The following is a 26,695-nucleotide window of genomic DNA, read 5'->3' on the forward strand; positions in this document are numbered from 1 at the left end:
ACGATCACGGGCGGAGCGCCCGTCAGCCCCGCTTCAGGCGGAACCAGTAGAAGCCGTGCCCCGCCAGCGTCAGCAGGTAGGGCAGTTCGCCGATGGCGGGGAACTCGACCCCGCCGACCAGCTCCACCGGCCGGGCCCCGGCGAAGCGCCGCAGGTCCAGCTCGGTGGGCTGGGCGGAGCGGGAGAAGTTGTTCACGCACAGGACGAGGTCGTCGCCCTCCTCGCGCAGGAAGGCGAGCACCGCCGGGTTGGAGGCCGGGAGTTCGGTGTACGTGCCGGTGCCGAAGGCGCGGTTCTGCTTGCGCACCTCGATCATCCGCTTCGTCCAGTGCAGCAGCGAGGACGGCGAGGCCATCCCCGCCTCCACGTTGATCGCCTGGTAGCCGTGGACCGGGTCCATGATCGCGGGCAGCGAGAGCCGGCCGGGGTCGCAGGAGGAGAAGCCCGCGTTCCGGTCGGGGGTCCACTGCATCGGGGTGCGGACCCCGTCCCGGTCGCCGAGCCAGATGTTGTCGCCCATGCCGATCTCGTCGCCGTAGTACAGCACCGGCGAGCCCGGCAGCGAGAACAGCAGCGCGGTGAACAGCTCCATCTGCTTGCGGTCGTTGTCGAGGAGCGGGGCCAGCCGCCGCCGGATGCCGATGTTGGCCCGCATCCGCGGGTCCTTGGCGTACTCGGCGTACATGTAGTCGCGCTCCTCGTCGGTGACCATCTCCAGGGTCAGCTCGTCGTGGTTGCGCAGGAAGATGCCCCACTGGCAGCCGGAGGGGATCTCCGGGGTCTTCGCCAGGATCTCGGAGACCGGGTACCGCGACTCGCGGCGCACGGCCATGAAGATCCGCGGCATCACCGGGAAGTGGAAGGCCATGTGGCACTCGTCGCCGCCGGAGCGGAAGTCGCCGAAGTAGTCGACGACGTCCTCGGGCCACTGGTTGGCCTCGGCCAGCAGCACCGTGTCCGGGTAGTGGTCGTCGATCTCCTTGCGGACCCGCTTGAGGAAGGCGTGGGTGGCCGGGAGGTTCTCGCAGTTGGTGCCCTCCCGCTGGTACAGGTACGGCACCGCGTCCAGCCGGAAGCCGTCGATGCCCAGGTCCAGCCAGAACTTCAGCGCCGACAGGATCTCCTCCTGCACCGCCGGGTTCTCGTAGTTGAGGTCCGGCTGGTGCGAGAAGAACCGGTGCCAGTAGTACTGCTTGCGGACCGGGTCGAAGGTCCAGTTCGACGCCTCGGTGTCGACGAAGATGATCCGGGCGTCCGGGAACTGGCTGTCGTCGTCGGCCCAGACGTAGTAGTCGCCGTACGGGCCGTCCGGGTCGCGCCGCGACTCCTGGAACCACGCGTGCTGGTCGCTGGTGTGGTTCATGACGAAGTCGATGATCACGCGCATCCCGCGCTGGTGCGCCGCGTCGACGAACTCGACGAAGTCGGCCAGGTCGCCGAACTCGGGCAGGACCGAGGTGTAGTCGGCCACGTCGTAGCCGCCGTCGCGCAGCGGCGAGGTGAAGAACGGCGGCAGCCACAGGCAGTCCACGCCGAGCCACTGGAGGTAGTCCAGGCGCGAGGTGATGCCCTTCAGGTCGCCGACGCCGTCGCCGTTGCTGTCCTGGAAGGAGCGGACGAGGACCTCGTAGAAGACGGCCCGCTTGAACCAGTCGGGGTCGCGGTCCTTGGCGGGGGTGTCCTCGAAGGTGTCGGGGACGGGCTCGTTGACAGTCATGCGGTGGGTGACCCTCCGGTCTGCGGGGACGGTCGCAGGACGAGCACGTGCGCGGGCCTGACGCCCGGTTCGAGGCGCACGTAGGCGTTCCTGCCCCAGTGATAGGTGTCGCCGGTGAGCTCGTCGCGCACCGGTACGGTCTCGTGCCAGCCGAGGCCGAGTTCCGGCATGTCCAACGAGACCGTCGCCTCCTGGGTGTGGTGCGGGTCGAGGTTGACGACCACCAGAACGATGTTCGAACCCGACTTCTTGGCGTACGCGATCACCTGCGGGTTGTCCGTCGGGTGGAAGGACAGGTTGCGCAGGCGGCGCAGGGCGGGGTGGCGGCGCCTGATCCGGTTCAGGGCGGTGATCAGCGGGGAGATCGAGGCGCCCGAGCGCTCCGCCGCCTCCCAGTCCCGGGGCCGCAGCTGGTACTTCTCCGAGTCCAGGTACTCCTCCGAGCCCTCCCGCAGCGCGGCGTTCTCGCACAGCTCGTACCCGGCGTAGATCCCCCAGGTCGGCGCCAGCGTCGCCGCCAGCACCGCCCGCGCCTCGAAGGCCGGCCGGCCGCCCTCCTGGAGGTAGGCGTGCAGGATGTCCGGGGTGTTCACGAAGAGGTTCGGGCGCATCTGCGCCGCCAGGTCCCCGGACAGCTCGGTGAGGTACTCGGTCAGCTCGTCCTTCGTGTTCCGCCAGGTGAAGTACGTGTACGACTGCTGGAAGCCGACCGCGCCCAGCGTCCGCATCATCGCGGGCCGGGTGAACGCCTCGGCCAGGAAGACCACGTCCGGGTCCCGGCCGTTGACCTCGGCGATCACCCGCTCCCAGAACACCACCGGCTTGGTGTGCGGATTGTCCACCCGGAAGATCCGCACCCCGTGGTCCATCCAGTGCCGCAGCACCCGGACCGTCTCCGCGACGATCCCGTCCATGTCGGCGTCGAACGCGATCGGGTAGATGTCCTGGTACTTCTTCGGCGGGTTCTCCGCGTAGGCGATCGAGCCGTCCGGGCGGTGGTGGAACCACTCCGGGTGCTTCTCCACCCACGGATGGTCCGGCGAGCACTGGAGCGCGAAGTCGAGCGCCACCTCGATCCGCAGCTCCCGGGCCCGCGCCACGAAGGCGTCGAAGTCCTCGATCGTGCCCAGATCCGGGTGGACCGCGTCGTGCCCGCCCTCGGGACCGCCGATCGCCCACGGCACGCCCACGTCCTCCGGGCTCGCCGACAGGGAGTTGTTCGGGCCCTTGCGGTGCGTCTCGCCGATCGGATGGATCGGCGGCAGGTACACCACGTCGAAGCCCATAGCGGCGATGGCCGGGAGCCGTTCGGCCGCGGTGCGGAAGGTCCCCGGCACCGTCCGCCCGTCGACCGTCCGCACCCCCTCCGAGCGCGGGAAGAACTCGTACCAGGAGCCGTACAGCGCCCGCTCCCGCTCCACCAGCAGCGGCAACGGCGGCGAGGCGGAGACCAGTTCGCGCAGCGGGTGGCGCTCCAGGGCCTCGGTCACCCGGGGCGCCAGGGCCGCCGCGAGCCGGGCCGCCGCGGGCCGGGAGGCGTCGCGCAGCGCGTCCGCCGCCGCGAGCACCGCCTCCCGCCCGCCGCCCTTCTTCGGCACGCCCCGCGCGGCCCGCTCGTGCAGCTCCGCGCCCTCGGCCAGGACCGGTTCGGAGTCGATCCCGGCCGGAATCTTGATCCTCGCCGTGTGCCGCCAGGTGGCCAGCGGGTCGCTCCACGCCTCGACGGTGTACGTCCACCGGCCCTCGGCGTCCGGGGTGACCTCGGCCCCCCAGCGGTCGGTGCCCTCGGCCAGCTCGCGCATCGGGGTCCACGGCCCCGGCCGGCCCGACGGACCGGTCAGCACGACATTGGCCGCGACCGCGTCGTGGCCCTCGCGGAAGACGGTCGCCGACACCACGAAGGTCTCACCGGCCACCGCCTTCGCGGGGCGGCGGCCGCAGTCGACCAGCGGGCGGACGTCCAGGACGGGAATGCGTCCCATGAGCGGATTCACGGCATCACCTGACGGTTCACGGGGGTTCGGGTGGTGGTGCGCCCTTTCTAGCCGTGCCGGGGGCCGGTCGGTCGCGGGCAGCGCCGGGGCCGCCCGCGATCACCCGGACGGCGGGCCGCCGTCCGAGGGGGCGGGCGGACGGCGGAAACGGTTCCGTACGAAGAACGGGCGGGGGAACGGGGCAGGCGGGGAGGGGTCTCGGAGAAGCCCTCCCCCGCCGGAGGGGCGGGCAATCCCGGCGCTTTGTTAACTACTGGGGCGTACTGATCCGGGCAGGAGTCCGGTCCGGACGGGGAGACCCGCCCCGCCGCCGGGGCATCCGGCCCCGGCCGCCGCCCCTCGCTACCCTGACGCTCCGCCGTCACCGGCCCCCGGAGGTGCGCATCCCCAGGAACGCCGACACCGACCGGGCCGTCCTGCACTACGTGCTCGACGGCCGCTGCCGGCTCACCGCCGCCGGCACCGCCCCCCTCGACCTCGCCGCCGGCGACCTCGCCCTGCTCCCCGCGGGCGCCCGCCACCGGCTCACGACCCGCCCCGGCACTCCGGGGGCTCCGCGCTCCGGTCCCGGTGCCGAGTCCGGTGCCGGGCCCTGTGTCGATCCCGGTGCTGCGCCCGGGGCCGCGCCCGGGACAGATCCTGGTGCCGCGCCTGGTGCCGGGACGGCCTCCGGTACCGCCTCCGCATACGGGACCGAGCCCGGGACCGAGTCCGGTGCCGGGACGGCGTACGGGACCGGCTCCGCATGCGGGGCCGTATACGAGACCGGGCCCGGTGCCGCGTACGGGACCGCCTCCGGGGCCGTGCCCGTCGTCCGGCGGTACGAGCTCGGGGGCCCCGGGCCGCCCGTGCGGCTGCTGAGCGCCCGGCTCGCCCCGGGCCCCGGGACCGCCGTCCTCGCCGCCGCCCTGCCCCGCGCCCTCGCCCTGGGCCGGGGCCGGATCGAGCAGGCCCCGCTGCTCCGCGCCACCCTCCGGCTGCTCGCCGCCCCCGGCCGCCGCCCCGGCCCCGGCGACCGGCTGCTCGCCCTGCGGGCCTTCGAGACCGCCCTCGCCCTCGCCGCCGCCGCCCCGCCGCCCCGCCTCCCCCCGCGCTCCGGCCTCGCGCGGGCCCTCGCCGCCGTCGAGCACCGCTACGCCGAACCCTGGACCGTGGCCGCGCTCGCCCGCGAGGCCGGGATGTCCCGCTCCGCCTTCACCGCCGCCTTCCACGAGGCCGTCGGCACCCCGCCCGCCCGCCACCTCACGGCCCGCCGGATGCGGGAGGCGGCCCGGCTGCTCGCCGAGACCTCGCTGCCCCAGCCCGCGGTGCCCGCCCGGGTCGGCTACCACAGCCGGGCCGGCTTCCACCTGGCCTTCCGCACCGCCTACGGCACCACCCCCGGGGAGTACCGGGCCGCCGCGCCCCGGCGCGGCACGCCGGACGCGCAGCGTGGCGGTGCCGACACGTTCCGCCACGGTCCTGGGAAGGTGGGGGAGTGAAGGCAATCCGTCGATTCACCGTGCGTCCTGTCCTCCCCGACCCCCTCCGCCCCCTCGCCGAGCTGGCCGGCAACCTGCGCTGGTCCTGGCACGGGCCGACCCGGGCCCTCTTCGACTCCCTCGCCCCCGAGGGCGTTCCCGCCGGGGCCGACCCGGTGCGGGTCCTCGGCGCCCTGGAGGCCCCCCGGCTCGCCGCCCTCGCCGCCGACCGGGACTTCCTCGACCGGCTCGCCGGGGCCGCCGCCGACCTCGACGCCTACCTGACCGGGCCCCGCTGGTACCAGCGGCGCGGCACCGGCGACGGGCCCGCGGCCGTGGCGTACTTCTCGCCCGAGTTCGGCGTCGCCGCCGCCCTGCCGCAGTACTCCGGCGGGCTCGGCATCCTCGCCGGCGACCACCTCAAGTCCGCCAGCGACCTCGGCGTCCCGCTGATCGGCGTCGGCCTGCTCTACCGGCACGGCTACTTCCGCCAGTCCCTCGGCCGGGACGGCTGGCAGCAGGAGCAGTACCCCGTCCTCGACCCCGGCGAGCTGCCCGTCGCCCCGCTCCGCGAGCCCGGCGGCGCCCCCGCCCGGATCGCCCTGGCGCTGCCCGGCGGCCGCGGTCTGCACGCCCAGATCTGGGTGGCCCGGGTCGGCCGGGTCCCGCTGCTGATGCTCGACTCCGACGTGGAGGAGAACGACCCCGGCGAGCGCGGCGTCACCGACCGGCTGTACGGCGGCGGCAGCGAGCACCGGCTCCTCCAGGAGCTGCTGCTCGGCGTCGGCGGGGTCCGCGCCGTCCGCGCGTACACCCGGATCACCGGCCACCCCGAGCCCGAGGTCTTCCACACCAACGAGGGCCACGCCGGCTTCCTCGGCCTGGAGCGGGTCCGCGAACTCCAGGGCGAGGGGCTCGACTTCGACGCCGCCCTGGAGGCCGTCCGGGCCGGCACCGTCTTCACCACCCACACCCCCGTCCCGGCCGGCATCGACCGCTTCGACCGCGAGCTGGTCGCCCGCCACCTCGGCGACGACGGCGTCCTGCCCGGCCTCGACACCGGCCGGGTCCTCGCCCTCGGCGACGAGACCCCGCTCGGCGGCGACCCCGGCGTCTTCAACATGGCCGCCATGGGACTGCGCCTCGCCCAGCGGGCCAACGGCGTCTCCACCCTGCACGGCGCCGTCAGCCGCGAGATGTTCGCCGGGCTCTGGCCCGGCTTCGACGCCGACGAGGTGCCGATCACCTCCGTCACCAACGGCGTCCACGCCCCCACCTGGACCGCCCCCGAGGCCGCCGCCCTCGGCCCCGACGCCTCCGACCGGGAGATCTGGGAGACCCGCCGCACGCTGCGCGAACGGCTCGTCGGCGACGTCCGGGAGCGGCTGCGGGCCTCCTGGCTCCAGCGCGGCGCGGCCGCCGCCGAACTCGGCTGGACCGACGGCGTCCTCGACCCCGACGTCCTCACCATCGGCTTCGCCCGCCGCGTCCCCTCGTACAAGCGGCTCACCCTGATGCTGCGCGACCCGGACCGGCTGCGCGCCCTGCTGCTCCACCCCGAACGGCCGGTCCAGCTCGTCGTCGCGGGCAAGGCGCACCCCGCCGACGACGGCGGCAAGAAGCTGGTGCGGGAGCTGGTGCGCTTCGCCGACGACCCCCGGGTCCGGCACCGGATCGTCTTCCTGCCCGACTACGGCATGGAGATGGCCCGCGGCCTCTACCCCGGCTGCGACGTCTGGCTCAACAACCCGCTGCGCCCGCTGGAGGCGTGCGGCACCAGCGGCATGAAGGCCGCCCTCAACGGCTGCCTCAACCTCTCCGTCCTCGACGGCTGGTGGGACGAGTGGTACGCCCCCGAGTTCGGCTGGGCCATCCCCACCGCCGACGGCGCCGCCGCGGCCGACGAGGAGCGCCGCGACGACCTGGAGGCCGCCGCCCTCTACGAACTGGTCGAGCGGCGGGTCGCCCCCCGCTTCTACGACCGGGGCGCCGACGGGGTCCCCGCCGCCTGGACCGCGATGGTCCGCCGCACCCTCGCCGACCTCGGCCCCAAGGTGCTCGCCGACCGGATGGTGCGGGAGTACACGGAGCGGCTGTACGACCCCGCCGCCGCGGCCCGCCGGGCGCTCGCCCCGGACCGGGCCCGGCAGCTCGCCGCCTGGAAGGCCCGGGTCCGGGCGGCCTGGCCGGCGGTCGCGGTGGAGCACGTGGAGATCGGCGACGACCTCGCCGAGGCCGGTGCCGAACTCGGCGCCACCCCGCAGGTCCGGGTCCGGGTCGCGCTCGGCGGCCTGGCCCCCGACGACGTCGAGGTGCAGGCCGTCACCGGCCGGGTGGACGCCGAGGACACCCTGACCGGCACCCGGGCCGTCGCCCTCAAGCCGGCCGGCGGCCCGGACCTGGAGGGCCGGCAGCCGTACGCGGGCACCCTGGAGCTGGACCGCACCGGCCCCTTCGGCTGCACGGTCCGGGTGCTGCCCGCCCACCCGCTGCTCGCCCACCCCGCCGAGACCGGCCTGATCGCCCTGCCGGAGGGCGTGGGCGGCGAGGGCGCGGGGGTGCTCCTGAGATAGCCCCTTCCGGCCCGCGCCCCTCCCGGCCCGCGCTTCCCCCGCTGCACTCGGCGCCCGCCTACGCTGGACGCATGATCAGGGTGCTGCTCGCGGACGACGAGGCGATGATCCGGGCCGGGGTGCGGGCCATCCTCACCACCGACCCCGGCATCGAGGTGGTGGCCGAGGCCGGTGACGGCCACGAGGCGGTGGAGGCGGCCCGCGCCCACCGGCCCGACGTGGCCCTGCTCGACATCCGGATGCCCCGCCTCGACGGCCTCGCCGCCGCCGGGGAGCTGCGCCGCCTGCTGCCCGGCACGGCGGTCGTCATGCTCACCACCTTCTCCGAGGACGACTACATCGCCCGCGCCCTCGGCGGCGGCGTGGACGGCTTCCTCCTCAAGTCGGGCGATCCGCGCGAGCTCATCGCCGGGGTCCGGGCCGTCGCCGCCGGTGGCGCGGCGCTCTCGCCGACCGTCGCCCGCCGGGTCATCGACACCCTCGGCGGGGTCCGGCTGACCCGCGCCGCCACCGCCCGCGCCCGGCTCGCCCCGCTCACCGGCCGCGAGCGGGAGGTCGTCTCGCTGCTCGCGGCGGGCTGCTCCAACCAGGAGATCGCCGCCCGCATGCGGGTCGTCGAGGGCACCGTCAAGGCGCACGTGAGCGCGGTCCTCGGCCGCCTCGGCCTGCGCAACCGGGTCCAGCTCGCCGTCCTCGCCCACGAGGCGGGACTGGTCGCGGAGGCGGGCGACGCGGGCGGTACGGGCTCCGCGCCGGGCGCCGTACCGGGCGGAGGGCCGGGGCCCGGCGGCCGGGGTCCGGCCGGTGCCTGAGACCTCCCCGGCCCGCCGGCGCCTCTTCGACCTGGCGCTCTGGGTGCTGCTCTGCGTCCCGGTGCTGCTCCGCTCCGACCCGGCCGACGGCGGGTCCTGGTTCCAGGTCGCGGCCGGGGTCACCGTGCTCGGCGGCTGCGTCGCGGCCGGCCGCCGCCGGCCGCTGGTGCCGCTCGCGCTCGTGGCCGCGGCGAGCCTGCACGCCTCCCTGGAGCTCCTCACCCCCGCGTACGTCCTCGCCCTCGTCGCCTTCGGCTACCTCGCCGGGCGGCGGCAGGACCAGACGCGCGGCGCGCTGTGGCTGTTCGGCGCGGTGGCGGTGGCGGGGCTGGCGCTCGCCCGGCTCACCGGCACCTCCCTCGGCCCCTGGTTCACCCTGCTGCTCGTCCTCGCGCTGGCGGTCGTGGCGCCGTGGCTGGTCGGCCGGTACGTGCGCCAGTACGACCGGCTGGTGCGCAGCGGCTGGGAGCTGGCGGACCGGATGGAGCGGGAGCAGGCGGCGGTCGCCGACCGGGAGCGGCTGCGGGAGCGGTCGCGGATCGCCGGGGACATGCATGACTCCCTCGGCCACGACCTGGCGCTGATCGCGGTCCGGGCGGGCGTCCTGGAGGTGGATCCGGGGCTCGGCCCCGAGCAGCAGCGGGCGGCGGGCGACCTGCGCCGGGCGGCGGCGGACGCCACCGAGCGGCTCCGGGACGTGATCGGGGTGCTGCGGGAGGAGGGGGCGGGGGCGCCGACGACGCCGCCGGACGAGACGGTCGGCGCGCTGGTGGACCGGGCCAGGGAGTCCGGCCTCGCGGTGGCGCTCACCGGCGCGGAGCCGCCGGAGCCGCCGGAGCCGCCGGGCATGGCGGGCCGGGCGCTGCACCGGGTGGTGCAGGAGGGGCTGACGAACGCGGCCCGGCACGCGCCGGGCGCCCCGGTCGCGGTCGAGCTGCGGCAGGACGCCGCGCGGGTGACGGTGCGGGTGGTGAACGGGCCGTCGGACGGGCCGCCGGACGCCCCGCCGCCGGGTTCCTCCGGCTCCGGTCTGGTCGGCCTCGACGAGCGGGTCCGGCTGGCGGGCGGCCGGCTCGCCCACGGCCCGGCGCCGGACGGCGGCTTCGTCCTGACGGCGGTGCTGCCCCGGCGGGCCCCCGCCGCGCCGCCCGCCGCGCCGACCTCGGCGCGGGAGCTGGACCGGGCCCGCCGCCGGGTCCGCGAGGACCTGCTGCGGGCGATCTGGATCCCGCTGGCGCTGCTCGCCGCGCTGACGGTGCTGACGGCCGGGGTCGCGGTGTGGTCGCAGTCCCGCTCGTACATGGAGCCGGACAACCGGGAGCGGCTGCTGGTCGGGCAGGAGTACGGGGAGCTGGTGGACGATCTGCCCGAGCGCCCGCTCCAGCACCTGCCGCCGGGGCTGCCGCCGGAGCCGGCGGGCATGGACGAGTGCCGCTACTACCGGGCGACGGTCTTCGCGGACGTGCCGGTGTACCGGCTGTGCTTCGCGGCGGGCCGGCTGGCGTCGGTGGCCGACCTGCGCTGAGACGGGCGGAAGCCCGGAGGGGGGTCCCCTCCGGGCTTCCGCTGCTTCGTGCCGGTTCCGTGGGCCCGGGGGGCTTACGGGAAGGTCAGCTTGAAGCTGTTGATGTAGCCGGTGTCGGCCGAGGCCTTGTCCTGCACGCGGAGCTTCCAGACGCCGTTGGCGACCTCGGAGGAGGCGTTGACGGTGTAGGTCTGGTTGATGTTGTCGGTGCTGCTGCCGGTGCGGTTGTGGAGGTTGTAGACCGAGCCGTCGGGCGCGATCAGGTCGACCACGAGGTCACCGATCCAGGTGTGGACGATGTTCACGCCGACCGCCAGGTTGGAGGGGGCGTTGCCGGTGACGCCGGAGACGGTCACCGAGGAGGTGACGGCCGCGCCGTTGTCCGGGACGGAGACGTCGGCGGTGTTCTCGAAGACCTTGCCGGTGGGCGGGTTGCCGCCGCCGGGGCGGGTGCCGACGTTGATGGCGGCCCAGGCGTTCTCGACGGCCGTGACCTCGGCGCTGCCCGCGCCGTACAGCTCGGTGGCGGCGGCGACGGTGCCCGTGCGGGCGCCGGCGTAGTTGGTCGAGGAGCCGAACTTGGTGGTGAGCGCCTTGAACCAGATCAGCGAGGCCTTGTCGCGGCCGATGCCGGTGACGGGCAGGCCGTCGGAGGTCGGCGAGTCGTAGTTGACGCCGTTGATCGTCTTGGCGCCGCTGCCCTCGGAGAGCAGGTAGTAGAAGTGGTTCGCCGGGCCCGAGGAGTAGTGGACGTCGACGTTGCCGATGCCGGAGTACCAGGCGTCCTTGGACGCGCCGTCCTTGCTCGGCTTGTCCATGTAGCGCAGCGGGGTGCCGTCGCCGTTGATGTCGATCTTCTCGCCGACGAGGTAGTCGCCCTTGTCCTGCGCGTTGTTGGCGTAGAACTCGACGGCCGCCGCGAAGATGTCCGAGGTGGCCTCGTTGAGGCCGCCGGACTCGCCGCTGTAGGTGAGGTTGGCGGTGGCGGCGGTGACGCCGTGCGTCATCTCGTGGGCGGCCACGTCGATGGACGTGAGCGGCTTGGAGTTGCCCGAGCCGTCGCCGTACGTCATGCAGAAGCAGCTGTCCTGCCAGAACGCGTTGACGTAGGCGTTGCCGTAGTGGACCCGGGAGTACGCGCCGACGCCGTCACCGCGGATGCCGGAGCGGCCGTGCACGTTCTTGTAGTAGTCCCAGGTGAGCGCGGCGCCGTAGTGGGCGTCGGCGCCGGCCGTCTCCTTGTTGGAGGGGAGGCCGTTGCCCCACACGTCGGTGGTGTTGCTGAAGAGGGTGCCGGTGCCGGACGAACCACCGTTGAGGTTGTACGTCTTGTGGTTGCCGCGCGTGGTGTCGGTCAGCGTGTACGACGGCGCGGTGCCGAGGGTCACCTGGCCGCTGTACTGCGTGTTGCCGGTGCCCTTCTCGACGCCCTGCCACTCGAAGAGCTTCGCGCCGGTCTTGGCGTCCGTCACGACGTGCAGCTCGTTGGGCGTGCCGTCGGACTGGAAGCCGCCGACGACCGTCTCGTAGGCGAGGACGGGGGCGCCGGAGGCCATCCAGACGACCTTGCGCGGGGCGCCCTCGCTCTTGACCGACTTCGAGCCGTCGGCGGAGGCGAGGCCGAGGGCCTGCTTCTCCGCGGCGGCCGGGGCGGCGGTGGCGGTGAGGTCGACGTTCTTCAGCTCGGCCCGGGAGGACTTGGTGACCCCGGCGGTGGCGCCGGCCTTGGTCTCCGCGACGATCAGGTCGCCGCCGAGGACCGGGAGGCCCGCGTAGGTGCGCTCGTAGCGGGTGTGGGTGGTGCCGTCGCGGTCCTGGACGACGTCGCGGACGACGAGCTTCTCCTGGGCGCCGAGGCCGATCTCCTTGGCCGTCTCGGCCTTGCCGGCGTCGGCGGCCTTGATCAGCGCGGTGCGCTGGGCGGGGGAGAGGTCGGCGGGGAGCTTGCCGGGGTTGGCTCCGTTGCCGGCCTGGGCCTGGGGGGCGACGGGCCAGCCGATGTCGGCGGAGGCGCTGCCGGCCTGGACACCGACGGCGATCATGGCGGCGGCGGCGATGAGCGCGCCGGTCGCGGTGGCGCGGCGGCTGGGCGTGGATCTCACGCGGACTCCTTTTGCGAGGGGGGTACCGGACCGCTGGGAGACGGACCGGGCGGAGCAAGCAGAGCGGTGACTCACGAACGTGTGACGCTGCGAACGCTGTTGCGATCGAACGGGGGAGAGATTGGCAGCTACCGGCGGTACCTGTCAGGAGCGCGTCAACAACTTGGCCGGAAGTCGTCCGCTGCGCGTACGGCCGCGTTCGTTAACCGGACGTTTCATCGATCATGAACGGAGCGTCACGTGCCGTTCTCCCTGCGGGAATCCCCCGAGGGGCGCGCGGCCGGGCCGCCGCGCCCGCGCCGCCGTCCCGCCCGTCGGACGCCGGACGCCTTTACCGAACCGATGGCCGGATTCGTACGGCGTGATCCCTCTGCCCTCCGAGCCCCCGGCCCGGCGTCCGTCCGGCCCCCGCCCGGCGCCGGCGCGGCCGTCGGCGCGGAAACGCCCGGACCCCCTCGCGGGAGGAGGTCCGGGCGTCCGTACGGAAAAGGGCTCAGCCCGTCAGGGAGTCGCGCCAGGCGCGGTGCAGACCCGCGTAGCGCCCCTCGCCGCCGACCAGCTCCGCCGGGGAGCCGTCCTCCACGATCCGGCCGCCCTCCATCACCAGGACCCGGTCGGCCACCTCGACCGTGGACAGCCGGTGCGCGATGACCACCGCCGTACGGCCCGCCAGGACCGTGTCCATCGCCCGCTGCACCGCCCGCTCGCCCGGCACGTCCAGCGAACTCGTCGCCTCGTCCAGGATCAGCACCGCCGGATCCGCCAGCAGCGCCCGCGCGAAGGCCACCAGCTGCCGCTGGCCCGCCGAGATCCGGCCGCCCCGCTTGCGCACGTCCGTGTCGTAGCCGTCCGGCAGCCCGGCGATGAAGTCGTGCGCGCCGATCGCCCGCGCCGCCGCCTCGATCTCCTCCCGGCTCGCCTCCGGCCGCCCGATCGCGATGTTCTCCGCCACCGTCCCCGAGAACAGGAACGCCTCCTGCGTCACCATCACCACCCCGCGCCGCAGCTCCGGCGCGGACAGCTCCCGCAGGTCCACCCCGTCCAGCAGCACCCGGCCGTCCGTCGGGTCGTAGAAGCGGGCCAGCAGCTTCGCCAGCGTCGACTTGCCCGCCCCGGTCGCCCCGACCACCGCCACCGTCTGCCCGGCCGGGATCCGCAGGCCGAAGGCGGGCAGCACCTCGCCGCCGGTGCGGTAGGCGAAGCGGACGTCCTCGAAGACGACCTCGCGGCCCGGCGCCCCGCCCGCCCGCTCCGGCAGCGCGCGCGGCGCCGCCGCCTCCGGGACCCCCGGCTCCTGCGCCAGCAGGCCCGCGATCTTCGCCAGCGACGCCGCCGCCGACTCGTACGAGTTGAGGAACATGCCCAGCCGGTCGATCGGGTCGTACAGCCGCCGCACGTACAGCACCGCCGCCGCCAGCACGCCCAGCTCCAGCGAACCGTCCGCCACCCGGTAGGCGCCCCACAGGCACATCCCGGCCACCGCCGTGTTCGCCACCAGCCGCGAGCCGACCACGTAGCGGGCCATCTCCAGGAGCGCGTCGCCGTTGCTCCGCTCGTGCCGGTGGTTGAGCGCCCCGAACTCCGCCTCGTTCACCCGCTCCCGGCGGAAGGCCCGCACCGGCCGGATCCCGTTCATCGTCTCCGCGAACTTCACGATCACCCCGGCGATCGCCGTCGACCGCTCCGCGTAGACCGCCCCGGCCCGCCGCCGGTACATCCGCACCAGCAGGTACAGCGGACCGAACGAGGCCACCGCCACCGCCCCGATCCCCAGGTCCAGCCAGAGCAGCACCAGCGAGATCGACACGAACGACAGGACCACGCCGATCAGTTCCTGGAGCCCCTCCGACAGCAGCTCCCGCAGCGACTCCACGTCCGTCGTCGACCGCGAGATCAGCCGGCCCGAGGTGTACCGCTCGTGGAAGTCCACGCTCAGCACCTGCGCGTGCCGGAAGATCCGCCCCCGCAGGTCCAGCAGCACGTCCTGGTTGATCCGCGCCGCCCCCCGCACGAAGACGTACTGGAGCGCCCCGGCGCCCACCGCGCACAGCAGGTACCCCACCGCCACCGCCACCAGCGGCCCGTGGTCCCCGGCCCGGAAGGCCGGCACCCCCCGGTCGATCGCGTACGCCACCAGCAGCGGGCCCGCCTGGACCGCCGCCTCCTTCAGCAGCAGCACCAGCGCCGCCACCGCCACCCGGAGGCGGTGCGCGGCGAGCAGCGAGCGCAGCAGCGCCCCCGTCGCCCCGGCCGGCGCGGGCAGGTCGTCCCGGTCGAAGGGATCACCCGCCGACGCCTCCCGGACCCGCTCCTCCGGCTCCGCGAGCACGGTCTCCGTCATCGCTCCCCGCCCCCTTCGCCCGCCCCGGCCGCTTCCCCGGCCGCCCGGCCCTCGCCCGACATCAGCCACGCGTACTCGACACTCGCGCGCAGCAGTTCCTGATGGGTGCCGACCGCCGTGATCCGGCCACCGGACAGCAGCGCCACCCGGTCGGCCAGCATCACCGTCGACGGCCGGTGCGCCACCACCAGCGCCGTCGTCTCCCGCAGCACCTCGCGCAGGGCCGCCTCCACCCGCGCCTCGGTGTGCACGTCCAGCGCCGACAGCGGATCGTCGAGCACCAGGAAGCGGGGCCGTCCGGCCACCGCGCGGGCCAGCGCCAGCCGCTGCCGCTGACCGCCCGACAGGCTCAGCCCCTGCTCGCCGACCTGCGTCGCCGACCCCTCCGGCAGCCGCCCGACGAAGCCGTCCGCCTGCGCGATGCCCAGCGCCCGGCCCAGCTCCGGCTCACCGGCGCCGGGGCCCGCGCCCATCAGCACGTTCTCCCCGACGCTCGCCGAGAAGAGGGTGGGCTCCTCGAAGGCCACCGCGACCAGCGACCGCAGCCGCTCCCGCTCCATCAGGGCGATGTCCTCGCCGTCCAGCAGGATCCGGCCACCGGTCGCCTCGTGCAGCCGGGGCACCAGCGCCGTCAGCGTGGTCTTGCCGGAGCCGGTGGCGCCCACCAGGGCGAGCGTCTCGCCCGGCCGCACGTGCAGGTCGACCGCGTCCAGGACGGGCGGCGCGCCGTCCGGCGCGTCCGGGTAGCGGAAGGTCACCTTCTCGAACCGCACCCCGGCCTCCCGCCCGCCGGCCGCGCCGGCGGAGCCCGTACCGGCGTCCGCGTCCCGCTCCGGCTCCGCGTCCAGCACCTCGAAGTACCGCTGCGTCGCCGTCACCGCCTCCTGGCTCATCGCCAGCAGGAAGCCGATCGAGTCCACCGGCCAGCGCAGCGCGAGCGCCGTCGACAGGAAGGCCACCAGGGTGCCCGCCGACAGGTCGCCGTCCGCGACCCGCACCGAGCCCAGCACCAGCGCCGTGCCGATCGCCAGCTCCGGCAGGACCGTGATCACGGCCCAGATGGCGGCCAGCAGCCGCGCCTTGGACAGCTCGGTGGAGCGCAGCAGCGAGGCCAGCCGGCGGAAGGCGTCCGCCTGGCTGCGGTGCCGCCCGAAGCCCTTGACGATCCGGATGCCGAGGACGCTCTCCTCCACCACCGTCGTCAGGTCGCCCACCTGGTCCTGGGCGCGCCGGGACACCGTCCCGTACCGCTTCTCGAAGTACGAGCAGAGCACCACCAGCGGGATCACCGGCGCCAGCAGCACCAGGCCGAGCGTCCCGTCCTGGGCCAGCAGCAGGGCGCAGCCGACCAGGATCGTCACGCCGTTGACCAGCAGGAAGGTCAGCGGGAAGGCCAGGAACATCCGGATGACCATGAGGTCCGTGGTGCCGCGCGAGAGCAGCTGGCCGGACGCCCACCGGTCGTGGAAGGCGATCGGCAGCCGCTGGAGCCGCCCGTACAGGTCCTCCCGCATCCGGGCCTCGACCGAGGACAGCGGGCGCGCCACCAGCCACCGCCGCAGCCCGAACAGGGCGGCCTCGGTGATCCCGAGCAGCAGCAGGTACAGCGCGCCCAGCCACACCCCGCCGGGGTCCCGGTCCGCGACCGGCCCGTCCACCAGCCACTTCAGGACCAGCGGGATCACGAGCGACAGACAGGAGGCGACGACCGCGACGGCGGCGGCGGTGAAGAACCGCGCGCGCACGGGTCGCAGGTACGGCCAGAGCCGCAGCAGCACCCGCACCGCGGAGGCGCGGACGGGACGGTTCTCGGGGAGGTCAGGTTTCTCGGGCATCAGGTCCGACTCTACGAGTCGTTGCTGACAGCACTCACCCGATTTTCGGCCCCGCCCTTTCCGTCCCCGGTCCTCCGGGCCCTTCCGGCGCGCCCCCGCTCACCCCGTCACCCGCAGCAGCACCACCGACCGGGCCCCCACCGGCAGCACGGAGCCGCCCGGGTGCTCCGTGCCGGGGGCGGTGGTCTGGTCGTCGAGGGCGGTGTCGAGGACGCGGGCGTAGGAGCGGGCCCAGGGGGGTCCGGGCAGCGGGAAGTCCAGCGGTTCGGGGCCCGCGTGGAGCACGGCGAGGAAGCTGTCGTCGGTGACGGGCTCGCCGCGCTCGTCCCGGCCCGGTATGTCGCGGCCCGACAGGTAGAGGGCGAGGGTGGCCGAGGGGGCGTACCAGTCGGCCTCGGTCATCTCGGTGCCGCCGGGGCCGAACCAGGCGAGGTCGCGCAGCCCGTCGGCGCCCTGCGGCCGGCCGGAGAAGAAGGCGCGGCGGCGCAGCACCGGGTGGCGGTGGCGCAGGGCGATCAGCCGCCGGGTGAGGGCGAGGAGCTGGGCGCGGCCGGGGTCGTCGGGGAGCGTCCAGTCGAGCCAGCTCGTCGCGTTGTCCTGGCAGTAGGCGTTGTTGTTGCCGCCCTGGGTGCGGCCCATCTCGTCCCCCGCGACCAGCATGGGGACGCCGGTGGAGAGCAGCAGGGTGGTGAGCAGGCCGCGCAGCCGGCGCAGCCGGACCGCGTTGACCTCCGGGTCGTCGCTCTCGCCCTCGGTGCCGCCGTTCCAGGAGCGGTTGTCGTGGGTGCCGTCGCGGTTGCCCTCGCCGTTGGCCTCGTTGTGCTTGCGCTCGTAGCTGACCAGGTCGCGCAGGGTGAAGCCGTCGTGGGCGGTGACGAAGTTGACGGAGGCGTAGGGGCGGCGGCCGCCCCAGGCGTAGAGGTCGCTGGAGCCGGAGAGCCGGTAGCCGAGGTCGCGCACGTCGGGCAGCGCGCCGCGCCAGAAGTCCCGTACGGCGTCCCGGTAGCGGTCGTTCCACTCGGTCCACAGCGGGGGGAAGGAGCCGACCTGGTAGCCGCCGCTGCCGACGTCCCAGGGCTCGGCGATCAGCTTGACCCGGCGCAGCACGGGGTCCTGGGCGATGACGGCGAGGAACGGCGAGAGCATGTCGACGTCGTGCAGGGAGCGGGCGAGGGCCGCCGCCAGGTCGAAGCGGAAGCCGTCCACGCCCATCTCGGTCACCCAGTAGCGCAGGCTGTCGGTGATGAGCCGGAGGACCTGCGGCTGGACGACGTGCAGGGTGTTGCCGCAGCCGGTGTAGTCGGTGTAGCGGCGGGCGTCGGACTGGAGCCGGTAGTAGCCGCGGTTGTCGATGCCCTTGAGGGAGAGGGTGGGGCCCAGCTCGCCCGCCTCGGCGGTGTGGTTGTAGACCACGTCGAGGATCACCTCGATGCCGGCCGCGTGCAGCGCCCGCACCATCCGCTTGAACTCGCCGACCTGCTGCCCGGTGGTGCCGGAGGAGGAGTAGCCGGCGTGCGGGGCGAAGTAGCCGATGGAGTTGTAGCCCCAGTAGTTGGTGAGGCCGCGGCGCAGCAGGTGGTCCTCGTGGGCGAACTGGTGGACCGGCAGCAGCTCGACGGCGGTCACGCCGAGCCGGACGAGGTGGTCGACCGCGGCCGGGTGGGCGAGCCCGGCGTAGGTGCCGCGCAGGTGCTCGGGGACGCCCGGGTGCAGCTTGGTGAAGCCCTTGACGTGGAGCTCGTAGAGGACGGAGTCCTGCCAGGGCGTCTTGGGGCGGCGGTCGTCGGACCAGTCGTCGTCGTCCCGGACGACGACCCCCTTGGGGACGTGCGGGGCGGAGTCGCGCTCGTCGCGGACGGTGTCGGCGACGTGCTGCTGCGGCCAGTCGCGGACGTGTCCGTACGTCTCCGGGGGCAGCGCGAAGTCGCCGTCGACGGCTCGCGCGTACGGGTCGAGGAGCAGTTTGGCCGGGTTCCAGCGGGCGCCGGTCCACGGGTCCCAGCGGCCGTGCACCCGGTAGCCGTACCGCTGCCCGGGGCCGGTGCCGGGCACGAAGCCGTGCCAGATCTCGTGGGTCAGCTCGGTCAGCGGCAGCCGGGTCTCGGCGCCGTCGTCGTCGAAGAGGCACAGCTCGACGGCCTCGGCGCCGCCCGCCCACAGGGCGAAGTTGGTGCCCCGGGTGCCGTCGGGGCCGGTGCGGCAGCGGGCCCCGAGCGGGGTGGGCGCGCCCGGCCACACCGGGGGCGCGGCCCGCCCCCCGGTCCGCCCGTCTCCCGCCCGCCGTCCGGCTGCGCTCGACACCGCCCTGGCCTCCCGCGGCTCCGGCGGGGGCCCGCGCCGGGGCCGGGGCGTCCCGGCCCCGTCCCGCGCGTCCGCCCGCACCCTTCACTCCCGGTCTCCCCTCTGTTGTGCCCGCGCGGGCGCGCTCCCAACATGGCGCGCCGGGACGTTTCCCCTGGAGGGGGGTGGTCGTTGGGCCGTGCGTGACACGTACACGGGAACGGGCCGGGCGTCTTCTGGCGGTGGCGGGGCTCCTCGCGGGCCTCGCGGGCTGCACCGGGGCGGGCGGGGGAGGGGGGATCGTGCCGGGGCTGCCGGGCGCGGCGCGGTCCCCCGGCGACGCCATCCGGGTGAGTCCGGAGGACGGCGCCCGGGAGGTGCCGGCGGACGGGCGGCTGGAGGTGCGGGTGGACGACGGCCGGCTCGAACGGGTGACCGTGACCCGGACGGTCGACGGCCGCCGGTCCGCCGTCCCCGGCGCGGTCGCGGCGGACGGGCGGAGCTGGCGGCCCGCGGCCGGCACCCGGCTGGCGCTCGCCGCGCGGTACGCCGTGGACGCGGTGGCGCTCGACGGGGACGGGCACCGCTCGGCCCGGCACACCGCCTTCGCCACGGCGGTCCCGGAGAGCCGCTTCATCGGCTACTTCACGCCGGAGAACCGCGCCACGGTCGGCTCCGGCATGATCGTCTCCTTCGGCTTCAGCCGCCCGGTGACGAACCGGGCGGCGGTGGAGCGCGCCATCCGGATCACCGCCGACCCGCCGGTGGAGGTCGTCGGCCACTGGTTCGGCGCGGAGCGGCTCGACTTCCGCCCCGAGCGGTACTGGGCGGCGGGCACCGAGGTGACGGTGGAGCTGGCGCTGCGGGACGTGGAGGGCGCCCCCGGGGTGTACGGCGTCCAGGACCGCACGGTCGGCTTCACGGTGGACCGCTCGCAGGTCTCGCGGGTGGACGCCGCCGCCCACACCATGGAGGTGCGGCGGGACGGGCGGCTGCTCGCCACCCTGCCGGTCACGGCGGGCGCGCCGGGGACCACCACGTACAACGGCCGCATGGTGATCACCGAGCTGTACGACGTGACCCGGATGAACGGGGCGACGGTCGGCTTCGGCGGCGAGTACGACATCAAGGACGTGCCGCACGCGATGCGGCTGACCGAGTCCGGCACCTTCGTCCACGGCAACTACTGGGCGGACCCGGAGACCTTCGGCGCGGCCAACGCCAGCCACGGCTGCGTGGGGCTGCGGGACGTGAAGGGCGGCGGCTCCGACACCCCGGCCGGCTGGTTCTTCGACCGCAGCCTGGTCGGCGACGTGGTCGAGGTGGTCAACTCCCGGGACCGGAAGGTCGCCCCGGACAACGGGCTCGGCGGCTGGAACACGCCCTGGGACCGGTGGCGGTCGGGCTCCGCCCTCACCCGCCCGGCCCCGGCACCGACCCCGGCCCCGTCCCCGACGCGGACCCCGCTCACGGCCCCGGCGCGGACCTCTGCCACGACCCCGGCTCGGACCTCTGCCGAGACCCCGGTCCAGACCCCGGCGCGGACCCCCGCCACGACCCCGGCGGCGGGTCCGTAGGGCGCCCCGGACGCGGCGGGCTCCCCGTCCGCCTCCCACCCCGCCCCGACTGGGACGGAACGGTGACATCGGCGTGGAGCTTTCGTGTCCTGCGGTGTGATTGTCTAACTGCGTGTGCACGGGAGGTGCGTACAGGGGGTGGGGCCCGGACAGCTGACTGACCGGGTCGTACGAGGGGAGAAGACGACCATGAACGGGCAGCGGATACCGGGGAAGCCGGCCGTGCGGCGGAACGCCCGCCTCGGAGCCCTGGCGACCGGGGCACTGCTCCTGCTCCTGACCGCCTGCGGGGGCGACCCCGTGCCGGGCGGCGCCGGGGCCGGCGCGGGCAAGGACGGCGGCGCGGTGGCGCCCGACAACGCCGCCTCCGCCGCCGTCGTGACGATCCTGCCGAAGGACGGCGCCGACTCGGTCGCCACCAGCGGGGCCCTCAAGATCACCGCCGAGCAGGGCAAGCTGACGACGGTCACCGTCGCCGACTCCAAGGGCACCCCCGTCCAGGGCCGGATCTCGGCCGACGGCACCGGCTGGGAGCCTGCGGCGCACCTGGCGGGCGGGACGCAGTACAAGGTCCACGCCGTCGCGAAGGACGCGGACGGCCGCGAGTCGGCGAAGGACACCACCTTCACCACGCTCGTCCCGAAGAACACCTTCCTCGGCCACTACACGCCGGAGGCCGACACCACCGTCGGCGTCGGCATGCCGGTCTCCATCAACTTCACCCGGGGCATCACCGACCCCGAGGCCGTGGAGAAGGCCATCAAGGTCACCTCCCAGCCGGCCGTCCGCATCGAGGGCCACTGGTTCGGCAACGACCGCCTCGACTTCCGGCCCGAGGAGTACTGGAAGGCCGGCACCAAGGTCACCGTCGAGCTGAACCTCGACGGCGTCGAGGGCCGCCCGGGCGTCTACGGCAAGCAGAAGAAGACGTACTCCTTCACCATCGGCCGCCGCCAGGTCTCCACCGTCGACGCGACCGCCAAGACGATGAAGGTCGAGCGCGACGGACAGGTCATCAGGACCATCCCGATCAGCGCCGGCGCCCCGACCACGACCACGTACAACGGTCAGATGGTCATCAGCGAGAAGTACAAGGTGACCCGCATGAACGGGGCCACCGTCGGCTTCGGCGGCGAGTACGACATCAAGGACGTGCCGCACGCCATGCGGCTGTCCACCTCGGGCACCTTCATCCACGGCAACTACTGGGGCGACCCCTCGGTCTTCGGCAGCGTGAACACCAGCCACGGCTGCGTCGGCCTGCGCGACGCCCGCGGCGCGGGCGACGGCTCCACCCCGGCCGCCTGGTTCTACGACCGCTCGCTCATCGGCGACGTGGTCGTCGTCAAGAACTCGAAGGACAAGCAGATCCAGCCGGACAACGGTCTCAACGGCTGGAACATGGACTGGTCGGAGTGGATCTCCTGATCCGCCCCTCCCGTCCGCGCCGGGGCCCGGTGCCGTCCGCTCTGTGAGCAACGGCACCGGGCCCCGGCGCGTTAACGACGACTAACCTTCCCCCATGACTGTGAACCTCGAAGTGGCCGACGGCGTCGGTGTCATCCGCCTCGCCCGCCCCCCGATGAACGCCCTCGACATCGCCACCCAGGACCGGCTGCGCGAGCTGGCCCGGGAGGCCGGCGACCGCGCCGACGTCCGCGCCGTCGTCCTCTACGGCGGCGAGAAGGTCTTCGCGGCCGGCGCGGACATCAAGGAGATGCAGGTCATGGACCACGTGGCCATGGTCGAGCGGTCGCGCGCGCTCCAGGACGCCTTCACCGCCGTCGCCCGCATCCCCAAGCCGGTCGTCGCCGCGATCACCGGCTACGCCCTCGGCGGCGGCTGCGAGCTGGCGCTCTGCGCCGACTACCGGATCGCGGCCGACAACGCGAAGCTCGGCCAGCCCGAGATCCTCCTCGGCCTCATCCCCGGCGCAGGCGGCACCCAGCGCCTCTCCCGCCTGATCGGCCCCTCGCGCGCCAAGGACCTCATCTTCACCGGCCGGATGGTGAAGGCCGACGAGGCCCTCGCGCTCGGTCTGGTCGACCGGGTCGTCCCGGCCGGCGAGGTGTACGAGCAGGCGCACGCCTGGGCCGCGAAGCTCGCCCAGGGTCCGGCGGTGGCGCTGCGCGCCGCCAAGGAGGCGGTCGACCAGGGCCTGGAGACCGACATCGACACCGGTCTCGCCCTGGAGCGGACCTGGTTCTCCGCGCTGTTCGCCACCGCCGACCGGGAGACCGGGATGCGCAGCTTCGTCGAAGAGGGGCCGGGCAAGGCGAAGTTCGCCTGAGCCGTCCCGGTCCGACGGTCCGTCACCCCAGCCCGTCGCCCCGCGGGGGCCATTCCGTCGGAACGGCCCCCGCGACCCGTCCCCTGAGGCCATCATGGGGACATGGCGGGCCCGGAGAGCAGGGAACAACCCCGGCAGAGCGGCGTCGCCGCCGCCGCGCGGTGGACACCGACCGAGGAGGACGAGCAGGCCGTCGAGGCGATGAAGGCGTACGGCAGTCCGGCGGACGAGGACGTCCACCTGCCGTCCCGCCCCGAGTCCGCGCGGATCGCGCGGCGGCTGGCCCGGTACGTGGTGTTACGCCAGTGGGGACTCGGGCCGACGCTCGCCGAGCACACCGTCCTGCTCGTCTCGGAGCTGGTCGGCAACGCGGTGCGGCACACCGGCGCCCGGGTCTTCACGCTCCGTGTACAGAAACGGCCCGGCCGGATCCGGGTGGAGGTGCGCGACCCCTCGCGCGGGCTGCCCTGCCTGATGCCGGTGGCCGAACTCGACATCAGCGGCCGGGGCCTCTTCCTCGTCGACAAGCTCTCCGACCGGTGGGGCGTGGACCTCGGGCCGCGCGGCAAGACCACCTGGTTCGAGATGCGGCTCACCGACCGCTGACCCGCCCCGCCGATCCGCCCGTTGCTCCGTCCCGCGATCCGTCCCCGGACGCACGGAAGCCCCCGTGCGCCGTGGTGGGGCGAGCTGGGGGCTTCCGTGTGATGCGCCGTGGACGGGGGGGTGTTATCCACGGCCGCTTGGACGACCTTGCCCGGGTCAATGGGGGCCGTGCCACCGACTATGACAGATGGCGGGCTCCACTCCAAACGCCCACAGTTGCCCAAATCGGGACAAGTTGTAACGTTTTAACTGTGAATCGTTGGTGACGTGCAGCACTCACCTTGCAAACCGTGAATGGCTATGCGGTTCATCGATTGTTTCCCTCGATCGTCCACATAATGGACAGCTCTCACGCGGCCGTGAGAAGCGCCTCCGCCGGATCCGGCACCGGCCGCCGCACCGTCTCGTCCCTCATGCCGCCCTCATTCGGCATCGTCCGGCCGGGTTAATCTGACCCCCGTCAGGAAAGCACCGAGAAGGGGCGGAAGCAGTGGCGGACATCGAGTCGGCACGGACGGCATTCAACCGGTACGACGTGGACGGGGACGGCTTCATCACCGCCGCGGAGTACAAGAGCGTCATGGCCCAGCTGGGCGACTTCAACGTCACCGAGACGGTGGCCGAGGCCCTCATCAGGCAGCGCGACGACAACGGCGACGGCCGCCTGTCCTGGGACGAGTTCTGGTCCCACCTGAGCAAGGCGTGACCCGGGGCTGACCCGTCGCGGGACCGGGACGGGGCGGCGTTCACCCTGAGTTGCCGCCCGTCCCGGGCTCGGTGACGATCGTCCGGTGACGCTTCCCGGACCCCTTGGCACCCCGAGCCGTCCGACCGCCGCGGCCGCCGCCGCGGTCCTCGCCCTGGTCCTCGCCGTCGCCCTGCTCGGCGCGGGCCTCGCCCGGACGGGCACCGGCGAACTGCGGATGCCCGCCGCCGGCACCACCGCCCTGCTCCGCTCGCTCCTCGTCGCCGGACTGGCCGTCGCCGTCGGCGAACTCGTCGGCACCCGGCTCGCCGGCCCCGGCCCGCTGCCGCGCGGCTGGGCCGCCCCCGGCGCCCTGCTCGCCGCCGCCTCCGCCACCGGCCTGCTGCTCCTGCTCGCCGCCGTCAGCGGCCTGAGCCTCCCCGTCGTCTACGGGCTCCGCGAGGGCCGGCTGCTCCTCGTCACCGCCAACGCCTGCGCGCTGGCCGCCTTCTGCGCCGCCTCCCGGCGCCCCACGCTCGCCGCCCTCCCGCTGGCCGTCGCGGTCGTCGCCGAGGCGCTGCGTGCCCACCCCGAGACCGCCGGCTTCGGCCCCGGCACCGGCCTCACCGTCGTCCACCTCGCCGCCGCCTCGCTCTGGACCGGCGGCCTGCTGTACGTCCTGCGGGTGCTGCGGCTGCGCGGCGGCGGCCGGGAGGTGCTGCTGCGGTACGCCCGTACGGCCGCCGTCGCCTACGCGGCCCTCGCCGTCACCGGAACCCTCTCCACACTGCGCCGGCTGCCCCTGGAGACCGTGCTCACCTCCGCGTACGGCCGCGTCCTGCTGGTGAAGCTGGCGCTGTTCGGCGGCGCCAGCCTGCTCGCCCTCGCGGCCCGCTCCCGGCTGCGGTCCGGCGCCGACGCCCGGCCCCCGGCCCGGGTCGAGCTCGGCGTCCTCGCGGTGGTCGTGGCGCTCTCCGCGCTGCTCACCGTCGTGCCGGACCCGGCCTGGCTGCTGCTCTGACGGTCACTCGCGCAGCGCCACGTGGACGGCGGTCGCCCACAGCGCCAGGGCCGCGCCGAGCCCGGTCACGGCCCGTACGGTCTCCGCCGCGGACCCGGCCGCGAGCAGGCCCGCCGCCAGCACCCCGAGCGCGGTCAGGACGACGCCCAGCCATCCGTACTGCCGCTGGTTGTAGAGCCGCGCCAGCGGGAAGAAGTGCAGGCCCACCACGAGGCAGACGCCGACCGGGATCCACTCCTGGTGCCCGGAGGCGTTCGAGACCGCGATCACCGCGACGATCGCGGCCGCCTCGACCGCGTTGACCACGCCGATCCCGCGGGTCCAGCGCTCCGGGAGCCGGACCGGGCGGGTCGCCTCGCGGGCGGTGCCCCGCAGTCCGGCGGCGAGCGTCGCGCCTGCCAGGACCACGCCGAGCGCGACGGCGGCGGCGAAGCCGGGGCCGGGCAGTCCGGAGCCGCCGGCGAAGGCCCACACCAGGCCGAAGGCGGTCAGCACGTACACGCCCCGGCGGCGCAGGGTGCGGGTGAGCGCGAGGCATTCGGCCTCGGTGGTCATGGTCATGACCGCGACCCTACCGACGAGAATCAGCCGTCGCCGGGGAATTCGGACGCCCTGTGAACGATTGGCCTAGACCTATTGTGCGGAGGGGGTCTTACCAGTACGTTTCGTTCCGGCTGCGCAGCCCGCACGGCACCATCCGCACCACATCGCATCGTTCGTATTCCGCCGGGACACCGGCGTTTTCAGGAGGACATGCCATGTACCGTCGCGTCGCAGCCGCACTCGCCACCGTGGCCACCGCCGGAGCCGTCGCCCTCGGCGCCGCCGGCACCGCCGAGGCCGCAGGACCCGGCTTCTTCCCGCGCAGCCACCACTCCTCGTACGCGGAGTGCCAGGCGGCCGGGCAGGCCGGGGAGTGGATGTGGGGCAAGATCTACTTCTGCGAGCCCTTCAGCCCCTCCCGCCCGGACGTCTACGTCCTGTGGACCCGCTTCTGACCCCGGTCACCAGCACCGGAGGGCCGGTTCCGTGGGGGCGGAACCGGCCTTCCGGCCGTCCGGGGCGTCCCCGGCCCTGAGCCACCGGCCACGATTCAGCGCTCCCCTCCTCCTCCAGGAGGCGCCCCCACCGCGTCCACCACCTCCGCCAGGTCGGCGCCCGCCCGCAGCAGCGCCACGCTCCGCGCCGCGATCCGCTCCAGCCGCCCGTCCAGGACGCGCCGGGCCCGCGCCACCCCTTCGGCGCCGTCCAGGGCCGCCAGGATCTCCCGCACCTCGGGCACGCCGTGCCCGGCCGCGCGCAGGGCCGCGACGATCCGGGCCGCCCCGACCGCCGCCGGACCGTAGCGTCGGGCCCGCAGCGAGGTCACCCGCTCCGGCGCGACCAGCCCCTCCTCCTCCCAGAACCGCAGCGTGGACGGCCGCACCCCGAGCGCCCCGGCCAGCTCCGTGATCGTCATCGTGTCCCGCCCGTCCGCGCCGCCGTCCGGCTCCGCCCGGACCGAGGCCAGCGCCTCCCGCGCCCGCAGCGCCTCCGCCCGCTCCCGCGCGAGCCGCACGTGGACCGCGCCGACCGCCGCGGCCGCCTCCTCGGCGGTCCCCGCCCACGCCGCCGCGAGCAGCCGCCGGGCCTCCACCGGCCCCGCCGCCCCGGCGAGCCCCCGATAGGCCCGCAGCGCCCGTACGTGCACCGGCCCGTAGGCGCGGTAGCCGTTCCCCGCCCGGGGCGCGGGCGGCAGCACCTCCAGCCGCTCCAGGTCGCGCACCTGCTGCACCGAGTAGCCCGACTCGCGGGCGACGTCCGCCGTCCGCAGCGGACGCCCGTTCGCGCTCCCGCCCATCCGAACCCCACACAAGCACTTGAAGGTCATGCTCGAA

19 protein-coding genes are annotated in these 26,695 nt (G+C 74.6%); 11 read left to right on the forward strand and 8 right to left on the reverse strand.

Annotation, left to right across the window (positions count from 1 at the left end; genetic code table 11):
* Positions 1-22: 22 nt before the first annotated feature.
* Both treS and IE219_RS08135 read right to left on the reverse strand, forming a co-directional pair.
* Entirely contained in the window at positions 23-1,717 is a 1,695-nt protein-coding gene (gene treS / locus IE219_RS08130) for a maltose alpha-D-glucosyltransferase (RefSeq protein WP_189975874.1), read from the reverse strand.
* On the reverse strand, positions 1,714-3,699 hold the full coding sequence (locus tag IE219_RS08135) for an alpha-1,4-glucan--maltose-1-phosphate maltosyltransferase (protein ID WP_189975875.1): 1,986 nt from the start codon (positions 3,697-3,699) through the stop codon (positions 1,714-1,716). The genes treS and IE219_RS08135 overlap by 4 nt, the downstream gene beginning before the upstream one ends.
* 65 nt (positions 3,700-3,764) lie before the next feature.
* Here IE219_RS08135 and IE219_RS08140 point away from each other — a divergent pair, with 65 nt between their 5' ends.
* The 4 genes from IE219_RS08140 (at position 3,765) to IE219_RS08155 (ending at position 10,081) form a co-directional block, all read left to right on the forward strand.
* Positions 3,765-5,192 (forward strand): AraC family transcriptional regulator, encoded by a 1,428-nt coding sequence (locus IE219_RS08140; RefSeq protein ID WP_268256831.1) that lies wholly within the window; start codon positions 3,765-3,767, stop codon positions 5,190-5,192.
* A complete protein-coding gene (glgP, locus tag IE219_RS08145; protein WP_189975877.1) occupies positions 5,189-7,744 on the forward strand; it encodes an alpha-glucan family phosphorylase in 2,556 nt (851 codons plus the stop codon). The genes IE219_RS08140 and glgP overlap by 4 nt, the downstream gene beginning before the upstream one ends.
* Positions 7,745-7,815: 71 nt before the next feature.
* Positions 7,816-8,556 (forward strand): response regulator transcription factor, encoded by a 741-nt coding sequence (locus IE219_RS08150; protein WP_189975878.1) that lies wholly within the window; start codon positions 7,816-7,818, stop codon positions 8,554-8,556.
* Entirely contained in the window at positions 8,549-10,081 is a 1,533-nt protein-coding gene (locus IE219_RS08155; RefSeq protein ID WP_189975879.1) for a sensor histidine kinase, read from the forward strand. The genes IE219_RS08150 and IE219_RS08155 overlap by 8 nt, the downstream gene beginning before the upstream one ends.
* A 74-nt stretch (positions 10,082-10,155) precedes the next feature.
* Here IE219_RS08155 and IE219_RS08160 read toward each other — a convergent pair whose 3' ends face one another.
* The 4 genes from IE219_RS08160 to glgX all read right to left on the reverse strand — a co-directional run bounded on the left by IE219_RS08160 (position 10,156) and on the right by glgX (position 18,660).
* A complete protein-coding gene (locus IE219_RS08160) occupies positions 10,156-12,183 on the reverse strand; it encodes a M4 family metallopeptidase (protein ID WP_189975880.1) in 2,028 nt (675 codons plus the stop codon).
* A 493-nt stretch (positions 12,184-12,676) separates the two neighbouring features.
* A complete protein-coding gene (locus IE219_RS08165) occupies positions 12,677-14,524 on the reverse strand; it encodes an ABC transporter ATP-binding protein (protein ID WP_189975881.1) in 1,848 nt (615 codons plus the stop codon).
* Positions 14,521-16,359: an ABC transporter ATP-binding protein gene (locus IE219_RS08170; RefSeq protein WP_189975882.1), complete on the reverse strand. Its 1,839-nt coding sequence runs from the start codon at positions 16,357-16,359 to the stop codon at positions 14,521-14,523. Before IE219_RS08170 ends, IE219_RS08165 begins: the two co-directional genes overlap by 4 nt.
* 99 nt (positions 16,360-16,458) lie before the next feature.
* The gene (gene glgX / locus IE219_RS08175) at positions 16,459-18,660 is read right to left on the reverse strand and encodes a glycogen debranching protein GlgX (RefSeq protein WP_189975883.1); all 2,202 of its coding nucleotides are present in this window, start codon (positions 18,658-18,660) and stop codon (positions 16,459-16,461) included.
* Between the two features lie 182 nt (positions 18,661-18,842).
* Between glgX and IE219_RS08180 the strand changes: the two genes are divergently transcribed.
* From IE219_RS08180 to IE219_RS08205, 6 genes are all read left to right on the forward strand, one after another.
* Positions 18,843-20,216, forward strand: coding sequence for a L,D-transpeptidase (locus tag IE219_RS08180; protein WP_189975884.1), 1,374 nt, complete (start codon positions 18,843-18,845; stop codon positions 20,214-20,216).
* A 189-nt stretch (positions 20,217-20,405) separates the two neighbouring features.
* A complete protein-coding gene (locus tag IE219_RS08185) occupies positions 20,406-21,644 on the forward strand; it encodes a L,D-transpeptidase (protein WP_189975885.1) in 1,239 nt (412 codons plus the stop codon).
* Positions 21,645-21,738: 94 nt separating this feature from the next.
* Positions 21,739-22,506, forward strand: a complete 768-nt coding sequence (locus IE219_RS08190; protein WP_189975886.1) for an enoyl-CoA hydratase/isomerase family protein — start codon at positions 21,739-21,741, stop codon at positions 22,504-22,506.
* Positions 22,507-22,608: 102 nt separating this feature from the next.
* Entirely contained in the window at positions 22,609-23,112 is a 504-nt protein-coding gene (locus IE219_RS08195) for an ATP-binding protein (protein ID WP_189975887.1), read from the forward strand.
* Positions 23,113-23,602: 490 nt separating this feature from the next.
* Positions 23,603-23,818: an EF-hand domain-containing protein gene (locus tag IE219_RS08200; RefSeq protein WP_189975888.1), complete on the forward strand. Its 216-nt coding sequence runs from the start codon at positions 23,603-23,605 to the stop codon at positions 23,816-23,818.
* Positions 23,819-23,903: 85 nt separating this feature from the next.
* Positions 23,904-24,818, forward strand: a complete 915-nt coding sequence (locus tag IE219_RS08205) for a CopD family protein (RefSeq protein ID WP_189975889.1) — start codon at positions 23,904-23,906, stop codon at positions 24,816-24,818.
* Positions 24,819-24,821: 3 nt separating this feature from the next.
* Here the strand turns inward: IE219_RS08205 and IE219_RS08210 are convergent, their stop codons facing one another.
* A complete protein-coding gene (locus IE219_RS08210) occupies positions 24,822-25,379 on the reverse strand; it encodes a DUF7010 family protein (protein ID WP_229849646.1) in 558 nt (185 codons plus the stop codon).
* Between the two features lie 197 nt (positions 25,380-25,576).
* Between IE219_RS08210 and IE219_RS08215 the strand changes: the two genes are divergently transcribed.
* Positions 25,577-25,816 (forward strand): hypothetical protein, encoded by a 240-nt coding sequence (locus IE219_RS08215; RefSeq protein WP_189975890.1) that lies wholly within the window; start codon positions 25,577-25,579, stop codon positions 25,814-25,816.
* 95 nt (positions 25,817-25,911) lie between these two features.
* On the opposite strand, the gene IE219_RS08220 is transcribed toward IE219_RS08215, so the two are convergent.
* Positions 25,912-26,658, reverse strand: coding sequence for a MerR family transcriptional regulator (locus IE219_RS08220; RefSeq protein WP_189975891.1), 747 nt, complete (start codon positions 26,656-26,658; stop codon positions 25,912-25,914).
* Positions 26,659-26,695: the final 37 nt, after the last annotated feature.

Source organism: Streptomyces termitum (assembly GCF_014650175.1).
Taxonomy (GTDB): Bacteria; Actinomycetota; Actinomycetes; order Streptomycetales; family Streptomycetaceae; genus Streptomyces; species Streptomyces termitum.

Bases quoted from the DNA above. Each gene is read 5' to 3' on its own strand.
- IE219_RS08190 (WP_189975886.1), top strand. From the start codon at position 21,739: ATGACTGTGAACCTCGAAGTGGCCGACGGCGTCGGTGTCATCCGCCTC.
- treS (WP_189975874.1), bottom strand. From the start codon at position 1,717: ATGACTGTCAACGAGCCCGTCCCCGACACCTTCGAGGACACCCCCGCC.
- IE219_RS08165 (WP_189975881.1), bottom strand. From the start codon at position 14,524: ATGACGGAGACCGTGCTCGCGGAGCCGGAGGAGCGGGTCCGGGAGGCG.
- IE219_RS08220 (WP_189975891.1), bottom strand. From the start codon at position 26,658: ATGGGCGGGAGCGCGAACGGGCGTCCGCTGCGGACGGCGGACGTCGCC.
- IE219_RS08210 (WP_229849646.1), bottom strand. From the start codon at position 25,379: ATGACCATGACCACCGAGGCCGAATGCCTCGCGCTCACCCGCACCCTG.
- IE219_RS08185 (WP_189975885.1), top strand. From the start codon at position 20,406: ATGAACGGGCAGCGGATACCGGGGAAGCCGGCCGTGCGGCGGAACGCC.
- IE219_RS08215 (WP_189975890.1), top strand. From the start codon at position 25,577: ATGTACCGTCGCGTCGCAGCCGCACTCGCCACCGTGGCCACCGCCGGA.
- IE219_RS08150 (WP_189975878.1), top strand. From the start codon at position 7,816: ATGATCAGGGTGCTGCTCGCGGACGACGAGGCGATGATCCGGGCCGGG.
- IE219_RS08170 (WP_189975882.1), bottom strand. From the start codon at position 16,359: ATGCCCGAGAAACCTGACCTCCCCGAGAACCGTCCCGTCCGCGCCTCC.
- IE219_RS08195 (WP_189975887.1), top strand. From the start codon at position 22,609: ATGGCGGGCCCGGAGAGCAGGGAACAACCCCGGCAGAGCGGCGTCGCC.
- IE219_RS08135 (WP_189975875.1), bottom strand. From the start codon at position 3,699: ATGGGACGCATTCCCGTCCTGGACGTCCGCCCGCTGGTCGACTGCGGC.